Origin of the sequence: Streptomyces odontotermitis (genome assembly GCF_050510915.1) — a bacterium.
Taxonomy (GTDB): Bacteria; Actinomycetota; Actinomycetes; order Streptomycetales; family Streptomycetaceae; genus Streptomyces.
Genome location: NZ_JBNJLS010000001.1, coordinates 607,723 through 621,651 on the forward strand (window position 1 = coordinate 607,723; position 13,929 = coordinate 621,651).

Sequence of the window (13,929 nt, forward strand, 5' to 3'; positions counted from 1 at the left end):
ACAGCGGTGACGCAGACAGACGAAAGCTGCGTCACCCCGCGTCACCCACGTCACCGATGACAGAGCCCCGGCGCCGGTGACACACCCCCAAACCCTCTGCGTCACTGAAACCCGCAGGTCAGCGGCCCAAGTGACGCAGATGACGCGGTGACGCAGAAATCCCAACCTCGGACACACGCGGCCTCCCGACACCCCTCCCGAGGACGCCATGAGCCGAACCCGACCCGCTCAACCCGACCCTCGCGCCACCCTCCGCGGCGGCCTGCCCGACCGGTACCTCACCCCCGACGACATAGCCGAGATGTTCGGCGTCCCGCTGGAGACCGTCTACCAGTGGCGCAAGAAGCGCACCGGCCCGCCCGGCTTCCGCATCGGCAAGCACGTGCGCTACGACCCCGTCGACGTACGCGACTACGTCGCAGGACTCAGGGAGACCGACGCAGCGGCCGCCTGACACCACCCCCCACACAGAACCCAACTCCTCAGGGAGGGCCGCCCCGTGGCCCTCCCTGAGGCATTCCCAGAAGGGATCTCGCCTCAGATGGCAGGCCACATCCAAGACCGCTGGTTCAAGACCGAGACCAACGCAGACGGCAAGATCCGCCGTGTCAGGACGGACCGGCACGGCACGGGCCTGCGCTACCGGGCCCGCTACGTCGGCCCCGACGGCGCCGAAAAGGCCCAGAGCTTCCCCGACGGACAGAAGCGCCTCGCCGAACAGTGGCTGACAAAGATCAAGGCCGATATGGACAGCGGCCGTTACATCGACCCGAAAGCGGGCCGCACCACCTTCCGCCAGTACGCCGAGAAGTGGCTCACCTCGCAGACCACCGACCCAACCACGAGAGAGCCCGTCGGCGTGCAGATCAGGCGCCATGCCATCCCGTACCTGGGTTCGCGCCCGCTCGGTTCGTTCAAGCCCGAGCACATCCGCGACTGGCTCGCCGAGTTGGAGCGAGCGATCCCCGCATCGTCGTATCGCCGCGTCATCTTCGCGAGCGTGTCGGCCGTGTTCACGGCGGCAGTGGATGACGACCACTTGCACCGGAACCCATGCAAAGCGAGCACCGTTCGTGCGCCCGGCCCGAACAATCGCCGCGTGGTGCCGTGGACGGTGGAGCGCACGTTCGCTGTACGTGCCGCGCTACCGGAGCAATACCGCGCCGCGGTCGACCTGGGTGGAGGATGTGGTCTGCGGCAAGGCGAGATCTTCGGGCTTCCCGTCGACGAGGTGGGGTTCGATACTGGCTGGCTGCACGTCGGGTATCAGGTGAAGGTGTCGGGTGGGAAGCTTGTGTTCGCTCCACCGAAGCGCGACAAGGAGCGTGACGTACCGCTCGCCGACTCAGTGGCGCACGCCCTCAAGGAGCACATGGGGGCCTATCCCCCGGTCGAAGTCACGTTGCCGTGGCTGCGTCCAGATGGCCCACTGGTCACCAAGGAGCTCTTGTTCGTTCGCCCCGATGGCGATGGTGCCGTGCGTCGCACGGACTTCAACACGCGCTTCTGGAAGCCCGCTCTCGTGGCGGCTGGGGTCATCCCCGAGCCCGAGCCAGGCAAGCGTCACCAGGCGGCACGCCAGCACGGAATGCACGCCCTTCGGCACTTCTACGCATCGGTACTTCTGGACGCTGGAGAGAACATCAAGGCACTGAGTACGTACCTGGGGCACACAGATCCGGGCTTCACGCTTCGCGTGTACACACACCTTCTGCCGAGCAGCGAGGGGCGTAGCCGCAAGGCCGTGGACTCCGTGTTCCAGCGCACCGATTCGGCGTCCGACGGCCCACAGACGGCCCAGCGGTAGGCAGACAGCCTTGAGGGTCCACGGCCGTCGACCGTGGACCCTCAAGGACTGGCAAGCAAATAGCGCTCTGAACTGGCCTTACAGGACCGGCAGGTTCTTGCGGAGCTCGAAGGCCGTCACCTCGGACCGGTACTCCTCCCACTCCTGCTTCTTGTTGCGCAGGAAGAAGTCGTAGACGTGCTCGCCGAGCGTCTCCGCGACCAGTTCCGACCGTTCCATCAGGGAGATCGCCTCGCCCAGGTTCTGCGGGAGGGGCTCGATGCCCATCGCGCGGCGTTCGGCGTCGCTCAGTGCCCAGACGTCGTCGTCCGCGCCGGGCGGGAGCTCGTAACCCTCTTCGATGCCCTTGAGGCCCGCCGCGAGGAGCACCGCGTACGTCAGGTACGGGTTCGCGCCGGAGTCGATGGAGCGGACCTCGACGCGGGCCGAGCCGGTCTTGCCGGGCTTGTACATGGGGACCCGGATCAGGGCGCTGCGGTTGTTGTGGCCCCAGCAGATGTAGGACGGGGCCTCGCCGCCCGCGCCCGCCGTGCGCTCCGAGCCGCCCCAGATGCGCTTGTAGGAGTTGACCCACTGGTTGGTTACGGCGGAGATCTCCGCCGCGTGCTTCAGCAGCCCGGCGATGAACGACCTGCCGACCTTCGACAGCTGGTACTCCGCCCCCGACTCGTAGAAGGCGTTCCTGTCGCCCTCGAAGAGCGAGAGGTGCGTGTGCATGCCTGAGCCGGGGTACTCCGAGAACGGCTTCGGCATGAACGTCGCCTGGACGCCCTGCTCCAGGGCCACCTGCTTCATGACCAGGCGGAACGTCATGATGTTGTCCGCCGTCGAGAGGGCGTCGGCGTAGCGGAGGTCGATCTCCTGCTGGCCCGGGGCGCCCTCGTGGTGGCTGAATTCGACCGAGATGCCCATCGATTCCAGCATGGTGATCGCCTGGCGGCGGAAGTCCATGCCGACGTGCTGCGGGGTGTGGTCGAAGTAGCCGGAGGTGTCGGCGGGGACGGGGCTGCTGCCGTCGAGGGGCTTGTCCTTGAGCAGGAAGAACTCGATCTCGGGGTGGGTGTAGAAGGTGAAGCCGAGGTCGGAGGTCTTCGCCAGGGCCCGCTTGAGGACGTAGCGCGGGTCGGCGAAGGACGGGGAGCCGTCCGGCATGAGGATGTCGCAGAACATGCGGGCGGTGCCGGGGGCCTCCGCGCGCCAGGGCAGGACCTGGAAGGTGCCGGGGTCCGGCTTGGCGATCATGTCGGACTCGTAGACCCGGGCGAAGCCCTCGATCGCCGAGCCGTCGAAGCCGATGCCCTCGTCAAAAGCCTGTTCCAGCTCGGCGGGGGCCACGGCCACGGACTTCAGGAAGCCCAGGACGTCCGTGAACCACAGACGCACGAACCGGATGTCGCGCTCCTCCAACGTCCTGAGCACGAACTCCTGCTGCTTGTCCATCTTCCGCTTCCACCCATCCTTGCTGGTCAGGCCGCTTGCCTCCACGCGCGACGGAGACACCGTCCGGGACACCCGAAGCATCCCATCCCGCCGTTTCACGCACGTTGCGGAGGTCGGCGGACCTCGATCGGCTCCCCCAGTGCACATACTGCCTGCCGACCTGCGCCCCTGACGACCCGACCCGTCCCCTTACCCGCACTCAGCACTTAAATTTGCATCTCAGATGCCAGTTTCATACGGTACGGATCAGACATGGGGTGCCATATGGCGTCGATCGGCCCATCGCCGGGTGGTCGGTGAACCGGCCCCTTCCGCACCGGCCTTGAGGAGTCCCGTTGCTGTCCCAGCAGTCCGCCGCCACCGTGCGCGCCACCCTCCCTGCCGTCGGCGCCGCCATCGGCGAGATCACCGAGCGTTTCTACGGTGGAATGTTCGCCGCCCGGCCCGAGCTCCTGCGCGATCTGTTCAACCGGGGGAACCAGGCCGCGGGCACCCAGAGCCGCGCCCTCGCGGGCTCCATCGCCGCCTTCGCCACGTATCTCGTCGACCACCCCGACGAGCGGCCGGACGTGATGCTGGGCCGCATCGCCCACAAGCACGCCTCCCTGGGCATCGCCCCGGAGCAGTACGAGATCGTGCACGAGCACCTCTTCGCGGCGATCGTCGAGGTCCTCGGCGCCGACGTCGTGACGGACGAGGTCGCGGCCGCCTGGGACGAGGTGTACTGGCTGATGGCGCACGCCCTCGTCGCCATCGAGGCCCGCCTGTACGCGGAGCGCGGGGTCACGCCCGCCGAGACCTTCCGTGAGTGGCGCGTGGCCGGGCGGATCGAGGAGACGCCGGAGGTCGTGACCTTCCTGCTGCGGGCCGCGGACGAGAGCGTGCCCGTCCCCGCCTTCCGGCCGGGGCAGTACGTGTCGGTCCAGGTCGAGCTCGCCGACGGGGCCCGCCAGATACGCCAGTACAGCCTCTCCGGCGCCCCGGCCTCCGCCGGCGCCCCGGTGCGGCAGATCAGCGTGAAGCGGGACGGCGAGGTCTCCCGGCATCTGCACGCCCACGTCCGCGAGGGTGACCTGCTGCGGGTCTCCGCCGCCTACGGCGACCTGGTCCTGGGCGAGGACCTCGCCGAGGACGCGCCCGTCCTGCTCGCCTCGGCCGGCATCGGGGTGACGCCGATGATGTCGATGCTGGAGCACCTTGCCGCCGCGGGACACCGCGGCCCGGTCGCCGTCGTGCACGCCGACCACTCCCCCGCCCGGCACGCCCTGCGCGCCGACCACGAGGCGTACACGGAGAAGCTCCCGGACGCCGCCGCGTACTTCTTCTACGAGCACCCCGAGGCGGGCCACCCGGCCGAACTCACCGGCTACGCCGACCTGTCCCGGGTGCCGCTCCCCGCGGGCACGCGCGCGTACCTGTGCGGACCCCTGCCCTTCATGCGGGCGGTGCGCGGCCAGCTCGTCGAGGGCGGAGTGGCGCCGCGCGACATCCACTACGAGGTGTTCGGGCCCGACCTGTGGCTGGCCGGCCCCCGCTAGTCGCGGCTGGAGATGCCGAGGAGCAGCGGGCCGGTGGGGGCGGCGACGACGTCCGCGACGGTCAGCGGGTCGAGCGAGGCGTAGAACGCCTCCTGGGCCTCGCGCAGCGCGGCGCGCAGGCGGCAGGCGGACCGCAGGGGGCAGGGCGCGGAGCCCTCGCAGTCGACGACGTCGCCCGCGCCGCCCTCGAAGGACCGCACCACCGCGCCGACGGAGGCGCCGCGCCCCTGCTCGGTCAGGGCGAGCCCGCCGCCCCTGCCGCGGCGGGCCACCAGGAGCTCCATGCGCTGGAGTTCGGCGACGACCTTGGCCGCGTGGGTGTACGGAACCTCCATGTCGGCGGCGACCTCACGGGTCGTGGGGCAGGCGTCGCCGTCCGCCACGGCGAGCCGCATGAGGACGCGCAGGGCGAGGTCGGTGGAGCGCAGGAGCCGCATACGGGCAGCGTAGATAATGCGCATCTGGGGTTCAAATTAGGCATTCCCTCCCGCCATTCCTCCTGGCTCCCCTGCCGGGGCGGGCCCCCTGCCCACTACGATCAGCGAACCGCACGACTTTGCACCTCGTACTTGTACTTCGTAGCTCGTACTTCGTATTGCTTGCTTGCTCGCTTACTCGTCACCGCTCGTCCCTTTCCGCAGAAGGACACAGCATGGGTTCCGCCAAGAACAGCAGCACGGCCGCGCGCAAGGCGCGAATAGAGGAGATGCGCCGCGCCGAGCGCGCCCGCGACCGCCGGGGCCGCATCCTCACGATCACGCTGAGCGCGGTCGTCGTCGCGGGTCTCGTCGTGGGCGGAGTCGTCCTCTTCAAGAAGACCGACGACGGCTCCTCGGACAAGCCCGCAAGCGGCAAGTGGCCCAAGTCCACGGTGACGAAGGACGGCGAGCGGGTCTGGGACGCCAAGAAGCTCGGCCGTACGCACGTCGCCGAGAAGGTCGACTACCCCATGACCCCGCCGGTGGGCGGCAACCACAACCAGGTCTGGATGAACTGCAACGGCGACGTCTACACCAAGGAGCTCCCGGAGGTGAACGCCGTGCACTCCCTGGAGCACGGCGCCGTCTGGGTCACCTACAACGAGAAGGCGAAGCCCGCCGACCTGAAGAAGCTCGAGGCGAAGGTGAAGTCGACGCCGTACTCGCTGATGAGCCCCGTGAAGGAGCAGAAGGACCCGATCATGCTGACCGCGTGGGGGCACCAGCGCACGGTGACGGGTGCGGGTGACACGAACGTCGCGAAGTTCTTCGCCAAGTACGTGCAGGGCAAGCAGACCCCGGAGCCGGGCGCCGCTTGCACCAACGGTCTCGCCAAGTGAACCGGCGCACGGGCTGGTTGATCGGAGGCGCCGCCGCGGCCGTCGTGGCGGCGGGAGGCATCACGGCGGCGGTGGCCGCGACGGACTCGGACGGCTCGTCCTCCTCCGTCCCCGCCGACTCCTCGGCGGACGCCGGGTTCGCCCGCGACATGGCGGTCCACCACCAGCAGGCCGTCGAGATGTCGTACATCGTCCGCGACCGCACCAAGAACGAGGAGGTGCGGCGCCTCGCGTACGACATCGCGCAGACGCAGGCCAACCAGCGGGGCATGCTGCTCGGCTGGCTGGACATGTGGGACCTGCCGAAGGTGTCGGAGGACGCGCCCATGACGTGGATGGGCATGGGGGACATGCCGCCCGGCAAGGACGGGGCGCTGATGCCGGGCATGGCGACCAACACGGAGCTGGCGAAGCTGGGCAAGCTGAGCGGGAAGGACGCGGAGGTCCGCTACCTCCAGCTGATGACCCGCCACCACCAGGGCGGTGTGCACATGGCCAAGGGGTGCGTGGACCGCTGCAAGGTGGGCGTGGAACACCGGCTGGCCGAGGGCATGGTCAACTCCCAGCAGTCGGAGATCGAGCTGATGGCGGGCATGCTGAAGGCGCGCGGCGCCAAGCCCTAGCCGCAGCCGCAGCCGCAGCCGTGACGTCCGGGCGCCACCAGCCGTCCCGCTAGCGCTTGAGGACCGCCTCCATCACCGCCTTGGCGATGGGCGCCCCGAGCCGGCCGCCGGCGATGTCCGAGCGCGAGATGTCCATGTCCTCGGGGTCGACGAACACCGCGACCGCGACCGGTGAACTGCCGTCCGCCTGCTTGGCGTAGGAGACGAACCAGGCGTACGGCCGCTCGTCGCGCACGTCGGCGCCGTGCTGGGCCGTGCCCGGCTTGCCGCCGACCGTGACGCCGGGGATCTTGACCTTGTCGCCGGTGCCGTCGGTGACGGTGTGCTCCATCATCTGCTGCACCTTCTTCGCGGTGCTCTCGGAGACGGCCCGGTCCAGGACCTCGGGCTCGTTCTTCTCGATCACCGCGAGGTCGGGGCCGCGCAGCTCGTCCACCATGTACGGCTTCATCACCTCGCCGTCGTTGGCGAGTCCGGCGGCGACCATCGCCATCTGCAGCGGAGTGGTGGTGACGCTGCCCTGGCCCATGCCGGTCAGGGCGGTCTGGGGCCGGTCGAGCTCGGCCGGGTAGCCGCTGGCGGCGGACCGTACGGGCGTGAACTGCTCCTTGTTGAAGCCGAACTTCTCGGCCGTCTCGCGCATCTTGTCCTTGCCGGTCTTCAGCGCCGCGTCGAGGAAGACGTTGTTGCAGGACCACTGCATGGCGGTCTTCATCGAGACCTTGTCGCACTGGGAGTTCGGCACGACGTTCCCGATCTCGGTGTTGCTCTGCGGCAGCCGGTAGGGGGCCCGGGCGCCCGAGGCCGCGTCGATGTCCGTGACGGTGCCGTGCTCCAGGGCGGCGGCCGCGGTGAGGATCTTGAAGGTCGAGCCGGGCGGGTAACTCTCGCGCAGCGCGCGGTTGTTGAGGGGCTTTTGCTTGTCCCGCTCCAGCTCCTTGAACGCCTCGCCCTCCTTGGCGGAGATCCCGGCGAAGACCGAGGGGTCGTACGAGGGCGTGCTCGCCATCGCGAGGATCTTGCCGCTACGGGGGTCGAGGGCGACCACCGCGCCCTTGGCGTCGATGTCTTTGAGGCCCTTGTACGCGGCCTTCTGCGCGGCCGGGTCGATGGTGGTGATGACGTCGCCGGGGCGCGGCTTCTTGCCGGTGAGCAGGTCGACGGGGCCGCTGAGGAGCCTGCTGTCCTTGGCCCCGAGCACGTCCTTGTGGACGCCTTCGAGGAAGGTGGCGCCCTGCGCCTGCGAGAAGTAGCCGGTGACGGGGGCGTACATCGGGCCGTCCTTGTACGTCCGCTTGTACTTGAGGTCCGAGCCCGGCGTCGCCCGGGAGCCGGTGATCGGCTCGCCGCCGACGACGATGTTGCCGCGGGGCTGGGAGAACGCGTCGATGGTGACGCGGCGGTTCTTGGTGTCGTCCGCGAGGTCGTCGGCCTGCACGAACTGCAACCAGGTGATGCGGATGAGAAGGGCCATCACCAGCACTCCGCAGGCGACGGCTATGTGCTGCACGGTCTTGTTCATGGTGCGAGGGGAACAGTCCGGTGTGGTCCATGTCCAAGATGGATATGGGCGAGTAATTCATACAAATGCGATATCGTCGCTGGTTGTGGACCTGATACGGCACCTGGAGTGCTTTGTGGCTGTTGCCGAAGAGTCACATTTCGGTCGTGCCGCCGAGCGCCTGGGCATGGCCCAGCCACCGCTGTCGCAGCGCATCCAGCGCCTGGAGCGCGAGCTCGGCGTGCGCCTCTTCGAGCGGACCAGCCGGCAGGTGACGATCACCAAGGGCGGCTCGCTGCTGCTGGCCGAGGCCCGCGAGCTGCTCGCCCGGTCCGAGGCGCTGCGTGCCACCGCCCGCCGCGTCCGCGACGGTGAGAGCGGGCTGCTGCGGGCCGGGCTTCCGCCGGACGTCGCGGGCGAGGCGGTGGCGGCGATCCTCGCGGAGTTCCGGCGCGAGCACCCCGGGGTCGAGGTGGAGCTGCACGAGCTGTCCACCGCCCAGCAGCTCGTCCAGCTCGCCGCGCACGACCTGGACGTCGGCCTCATCCACCACCCGTGCGACGTCACCGGTCTCGAACTGGGCCAGGTGCTGCGCCGGGAGCTCGGGGTGCTGCTGCCCCGGGGCGCGACGGCGGCCGCGCTGCCCGAGGTGCCACTGGCCTCGCTCAGCGGGTACGAGCTGATCCTCTTCCCGCGCGCGGCGGCGCCCGCGCTCCACGACGACGTGCTGACCACGTGCGCCCGCAACGGCTTCACGCCCGCCGCGGTCCGGCACGGCCTGGGCGCCAGCTTCGTGCGGGGCCTGATCCTCTCCTCGAAGGCCGTCGCCCTCAGCCCGCGCGACGCACAGGGCCCCGCCGTCGCCGCCGGGGAAGCGGAGGTGGTCTGGCGGCCGCTCGCCGGGGCGCCGCTGGCCTGGCGGCAGTCGGTGGCCTGGCCGCAGGGGCGCAGCGACACGGCGGTCGGCGCGTTCGCGGAGGCGGCCACGCGGGCGCTGCTCGACACGGCGGCGGTGAGCCCGGACGCACCCGCGCGGGCCGTCCACCTTCGGCCGGCCGCGGAGTTCTGGGTATGAGCGATCCAGTGCGGCAGCCGGCCGGGCACGCGGCGGGGAGTCCCGTCGCCCGGGTGCAGTCGGCCTTCGCCGAGGCGGGCGTCACCGGGTGGCTGCACGCCCTCGACATCGACTCGGGCGCGGAGACCGGCGTCGGTGCGGACCACCCCGTGGTCACCGCCAGCGTGCACAAGCTCTGTCTGCTCGTGGCCCTTCACCAGGCCGCGGCCGAGGGCCGGCTGGACCTCACCGAGCAGGTGGAGTGCGCACCGGACGGGCGCGCTCCCGGGCCCACCGGGACGGCCGCGATGCTCGACCCCGTACGGATGTCGGTGCGCGACGCCGCGTATCTGATGATGGCGGTCAGCGACAACGCGGCGGCCGAGGAACTCGTGCGGCGCGTCGGCCTGGCGGCGGTCAACGCCTCGATGGCCCGCCTCGGCCTGACCCATACGCACGCCACGCACACCTTCCGCGAGCTGCTCGACACGATGCGGGAGGACGCGGGTCCCGGCGGCGCGGCGATGCTGACGGAGCCTCATGTCATCAGCCATCTGCGGGCGTTGGACCCGTCCCGCACCAATCGGAGCACTCCGCGCGACATGACCCGGCTGCTGGCCGCCGTGTGGCGCGACGAGGCGGCCCCGCCCGAGCACGGCGCGGCGATGCGGCGGATCCTCGGGCTGCAGGTGTGGCCGCACCGGCTGGCCTCCGGGTTCCCCTTCGACGACGTGCACGTGGCCGGGAAGACCGGGAGCCTGCCCACGGTGCGCAACGAGGTGGGGGTGGTGGAGTACCCCGACGGGGGGCGGTACGCGGTGGCGGTGTTCACCCGGGCCGCGAGCGGGGCGGCGACGCTGCCGGCCGCGGACGCGGTGATCGGGACGGCGGCGCGGGTGGCGGTGGACGCGCTGCGGCGCGGCCGGGGCTGACCCGCCCGGCCCGGTGTCGGGCCACCCGACGCCGGACCGCCCGCCAACCCACCCCCGGTCAACCCCACTTGACGGCCTCTTGATCTCCGCATTCCCCCCACGTGAACCGTTCCCCACCAGAGTGGCTCTGGCATGTGCCCAACATGTCCACCCAACTCTCAGGGGGGTTCCATGAGAAGACACACCCGCATCGCAGCCCTCCCGCTGCTCGCCGGCGCCCTGGCCCTCGCGCTGCCCGCGGCCGCCCACGCCGAACCGCACCGGCCGTCCGGTGCCCGCGACACCTTCCACGGCACCAAGCCCTCGTGGGCCACGGCGAAGGCCGACCGGGGTGCCACCCCGGACAGCGGCAAGGTCTCCGCCCGCGTCTACCTCGCGGGGCGCGACGCGCAGGGCCTCGCCGCCTACGCGAAGGCGGTCTCGGACCCGGCCTCACCCTCGTACGGGAAGTACCTCAGCGCCCGTCAGGCACAGGCCCGCTTCGGCGCGACGGCCGAGCAGATATCCGCCGTGAAGGCGTGGCTCAAGGACTCCGGCCTCACCGTCACCGGCACCACCCGCCACTACCTCACGGTCACCGGCGACGTCGCCGCCGCCGAGAAGGCGTTCGGCACCCAGCTGCGCCAGTACGCCAAGGGCGACAGGACCTACCGCGCGCCCGCCGCCACCGCCTCCGCGCCCGCCTCCCTCGACGGCGCCGTCCTGACCGTCACCGGCCTGGACACCGCCCCGCACAAGGCGAGCCACCAGGACGAACTGCCGCCGCCGGACGCGGTGTTCAGGAACTCCGGGCCCTTCTCCTCGTACTACGGCTCGAAGACCGCGAAGACGCTGCCGAGCGCGTACGGAGCGAAGATCCCGTACGCCGTGAAGGGGTACACCGGCAAGCAGCTGCGCGCCGCGTACGGGGCGGGCAAGCGGACCGGGAAGCACGTCCGCGTCGCCATCACCGACGCGTACGCCTCGCCGACGATCGCCAAGGACGCCGCGACGTACGCGAAGCGCAACGGCGATCCGGCCTACCGCAACGGGCAGTTGAGCCAGGTCCTGCCCGGCGAGTACACGAAGACCAAGGAGTGCGGGGCCGCCGGCTGGTACGGCGAGGAGACCCTCGACGTCGAGGCCGTGCACGCCGTCGCGCCCGCCGCTGACATCGTGTACGTGGGCGCCGCGTCCTGCTACGACGACGACTTCCTCGACTCGATCGGCAAGATCGTGGACGGGCACCTCGCGGACATCGTCTCCAACTCGTGGGGCGACATCGAGGCGAACCAGACGCCTGAACTGCTCGCCGCCTACGACCAGTTGTTCCAGCTGGGCGCCGTCCAGGGCATCGGCTTCTACTTCTCCTCCGGCGACAACGGCGACGAGGTCGCCAACACCGGCACCAAGCAGGTCGACGTCCCCGCCAACTCCGCCTGGGTGACGGCGGTCGGCGGCACGTCGCTCGCCGTGGGCAAGCACGACAAGTACGGCTTCGAGACCGGGTGGGGCACCCTCAAGGCCACGCTCGCGCCCGACGGCAAGAGCTGGAAGGACTTCCCCGGCGCCTTCAGCGGCGGCGCGGGCGGCGGCACCAGCAAGACGGTGCCGCAGCCGTTCTACCAGCGCGGCGTCGTACCGGGCGGTCTCGCCAAGGCGAACGGCGGCGGCAAGGCGATGCGCACCGTCCCGGACATCTCGGCGGTCGCCGACCCCAACACCGGGTTCCTGGTCGGCCAGACCCAGACCATGCCCGACGGCTCCCTCGGCTACGACGAGTACCGCATCGGCGGTACGTCGCTGGCGGCGCCGGTCATCGCGGGCGTCCAGGCGCTGGCGCAGGAGGAGCGCGGCGGCCGTCCGGTCGGGTTCGCGAACCCCGCGATCTACGACCGGTACGGGTCGGGGCGCGTGTACCACGACGTGACCGACCGCCCGAAGGGGCGTGAACTCGCCGTCGCCCGCGTCGACTTCGTCAACGGGCACGACGCGTCGGGCGGGCTCACCACGTCGGTGCGGAGCCTGGGCAAGGACAGCTCGCTCAAGGCGGTGCGGGGGTACGACCCGGTGACAGGGGTGGGCTCGCCGGCGGCGGGCTACATCCGCTCCTACCGTCGCTGACGGCCTCCTTCTTCTGCCGCGTCCGCCACTTGATGTGTGGCGGACGCGCCTCCGGCGGTTCTTTCCCCAATCCCGCCCCTTCCCGAATTCCCCGGCTCCGCCGGGGCCTGGGGCGCCCTGATCGCGGCCTGCTCGTCCTCAATCGCCGGACGGGCTATCTATAGCCCGTCCGGCGATTGAGGACGAGGCCGTCCAGGCCGATCGGGGGTTTAGGGGCGAAGCCCCAGGAAGGGCACCCCAGGGGCGACGGAGTCGCCGTATCGGGAAGGGGCGGGGTCGGGGAAAGAACCGCCGGAGGCGCCCCCAACGCCGCCCCTACGCCAACCGCCCCAGCTCCTCCCGCCTCAGCCTCCCCACCAGCTCCTCCCCCCGCACGAACCTCTCCACCTCCGCCACCGCGAACTCCCCCAGCCTCCGCACCTCGCTCCCCTGCGCCCCCGCGACATGCGGGGTCACCAGCACGTTGGGAAGCCCCAGCAGGGGATGCCCCGCAGGCAGCGGTTCCGGATCCGTCACGTCCAGGAACGCGTCCAGACGCCCCGCCCCGCACTCCCGCGCCAACGCCTCCGTGTCCACCAGCGACCCCCGCGCCGTGTTGATCACCACCCCGCCGTCCGGGATCAGCTTCAGCAGGTCCGCGCTCACCATGCCCCGGGTCTCGGGGAGTTGCGGCGCGTGCACCGTCACGATGCTGCTGGAGCGGCACAGCTCCGCCAGCTCCACCAGTTCGGCCCCGAGCGCGGCCGCCTCCTCCCGCGTCACATACGGGTCCGCGAGCAGCACCCGGTACCCCGCGTCCGACGCGGTCAGCGCCGCGATGACCCCCCGGCCGATCCGGGACGCGCCGATCACGCCCACCGTCCGCGCGTCCGCCCCGGTCCGCTCCGTGAACGAGGGCCACCCGGCCGCGTACCGGGCCGCCGTCGGCAGCGCCCCCTTCGCCGCGAAGGTGATCGCGGCGAGGGTGTAGGACACGACGGGGGCCGCGTTCGCGTCGGCCGCCGAGGAGACCACCACGCCCCTGTCCCAGACCGCGTCCGTGACCACCGGTTTCACCGAACCGGCGGCGTGCACCACCGCCTTGAGGCGGGTCGCGGGAGCCAGGATCTCGGCGGTCAGGGGCGGGCAGTTCCAGCCCGTGATCAGGATCTCCGTCTCGGCCAGGACCGTGCGGGCCTCGGCGCCCAGGAGGGTGCCGGTGAGCAGGGCGGGCGCCAACTCCACGCTGCGGGCGAGCCGTTCGCGGATGTCGGGCGCGAACACCCGGGCCGCCACGTCGGCGCTCATGGCGAGCGCCGTGATCGGAGTCTCTACCTGGTCTGCCACGCGTGGCCGCCCCTCGTAGTAACCGGTTACCTCTCAGCGGCAGGAGGCTAGGACGAGGACGGGAGCCTGGTCAAGAGACAGGCAGGCGAGGGGGGTTGACCGGGCGCAGTAACCGCTTTAGATTCCCGGCACCTTGTTCGGACGGCCGTACTCAAGTCAGGGGCTGCTGTGTCAACGGTGACGAAGGACCGGACGGAATCCGGGGCGGTGAAGCCGCCCGGCGGGAGCGAGAAACGGGCAAAAGCAAGTAAAGGCGGCGCCGGTGGGGCGTGGAAACGGTTTCAGTC

General features: G+C 70.7%; 12 protein-coding genes. 8 read left to right on the plus strand and 4 right to left on the minus strand.

From position 1 onward, the window contains the following. Positions 1-208 precede the first annotated feature (208 nt). Entirely contained in the window at positions 209-454 is a 246-nt protein-coding gene (locus ACQB60_RS02825; protein ID WP_496924176.1) for a helix-turn-helix domain-containing protein, read from the plus strand. A gap of 87 nt (positions 455-541) precedes the next feature. Continuing rightward, complete coding sequence (locus tag ACQB60_RS02830; RefSeq protein ID WP_496924177.1) at positions 542-1,807, plus strand: site-specific integrase; 1,266 nt, start codon at positions 542-544, stop codon at positions 1,805-1,807. A 78-nt stretch (positions 1,808-1,885) separates the two neighbouring features. Here the strand turns inward: ACQB60_RS02830 and glnA are convergent, their stop codons facing one another. After that, the gene (glnA, locus tag ACQB60_RS02835) at positions 1,886-3,247 is read right to left on the minus strand and encodes a type I glutamate--ammonia ligase (protein ID WP_496924178.1); all 1,362 of its coding nucleotides are present in this window, start codon (positions 3,245-3,247) and stop codon (positions 1,886-1,888) included. Between the two features lie 335 nt (positions 3,248-3,582). Between glnA and ACQB60_RS02840 the strand changes: the two genes are divergently transcribed. Continuing rightward, a complete protein-coding gene (locus ACQB60_RS02840; RefSeq protein ID WP_496924179.1) occupies positions 3,583-4,785 on the plus strand; it encodes a globin domain-containing protein in 1,203 nt (400 codons plus the stop codon). Here the strand turns inward: ACQB60_RS02840 and ACQB60_RS02845 are convergent. Beyond that, entirely contained in the window at positions 4,782-5,222 is a 441-nt protein-coding gene (locus tag ACQB60_RS02845) for an RrF2 family transcriptional regulator (RefSeq protein ID WP_496924180.1), read from the minus strand. The genes ACQB60_RS02840 and ACQB60_RS02845 overlap by 4 nt on opposite strands. A 215-nt stretch (positions 5,223-5,437) precedes the next feature. On the opposite strand from ACQB60_RS02845, the gene ACQB60_RS02850 reads away from it, so the two are divergent. Beyond that, entirely contained in the window at positions 5,438-6,103 is a 666-nt protein-coding gene (locus tag ACQB60_RS02850; RefSeq protein WP_496924181.1) for a thioredoxin-like domain-containing protein, read from the plus strand. Further along, entirely contained in the window at positions 6,100-6,726 is a 627-nt protein-coding gene (locus ACQB60_RS02855; RefSeq protein ID WP_496924182.1) for a DUF305 domain-containing protein, read from the plus strand. The genes ACQB60_RS02850 and ACQB60_RS02855 overlap by 4 nt, the downstream gene beginning before the upstream one ends. Positions 6,727-6,775: 49 nt before the next feature. Here ACQB60_RS02855 and ACQB60_RS02860 read toward each other — a convergent pair whose 3' ends face one another. Next, a complete protein-coding gene (locus ACQB60_RS02860) occupies positions 6,776-8,248 on the minus strand; it encodes a peptidoglycan D,D-transpeptidase FtsI family protein (RefSeq protein ID WP_496924183.1) in 1,473 nt (490 codons plus the stop codon). An 85-nt stretch (positions 8,249-8,333) separates the two neighbouring features. Here ACQB60_RS02860 and ACQB60_RS02865 point away from each other — a divergent pair, with 85 nt between their 5' ends. The 3 genes from ACQB60_RS02865 (at position 8,334) to ACQB60_RS02875 (ending at position 12,316) form a co-directional block, all read left to right on the plus strand. Further along, positions 8,334-9,302 carry a LysR family transcriptional regulator gene (locus ACQB60_RS02865; RefSeq protein WP_496924184.1) on the plus strand — a complete coding sequence of 323 codons (969 nt, stop codon included), beginning with the start codon at positions 8,334-8,336 and terminating at the stop codon, positions 9,300-9,302. After that, a complete protein-coding gene (locus ACQB60_RS02870) occupies positions 9,299-10,213 on the plus strand; it encodes a serine hydrolase (RefSeq protein WP_496924185.1) in 915 nt (304 codons plus the stop codon). The genes ACQB60_RS02865 and ACQB60_RS02870 overlap by 4 nt, the downstream gene beginning before the upstream one ends. A gap of 171 nt (positions 10,214-10,384) precedes the next feature. Further along, on the plus strand, positions 10,385-12,316 hold the full coding sequence (locus ACQB60_RS02875; protein WP_496924186.1) for a S53 family peptidase: 1,932 nt from the start codon (positions 10,385-10,387) through the stop codon (positions 12,314-12,316). A gap of 315 nt (positions 12,317-12,631) precedes the next feature. Here the strand turns inward: ACQB60_RS02875 and ACQB60_RS02880 are convergent, their stop codons facing one another. After that, on the minus strand, positions 12,632-13,603 hold the full coding sequence (locus tag ACQB60_RS02880) for a hydroxyacid dehydrogenase (RefSeq protein ID WP_496924758.1): 972 nt from the start codon (positions 13,601-13,603) through the stop codon (positions 12,632-12,634). Positions 13,604-13,929 lie beyond the last annotated feature (326 nt).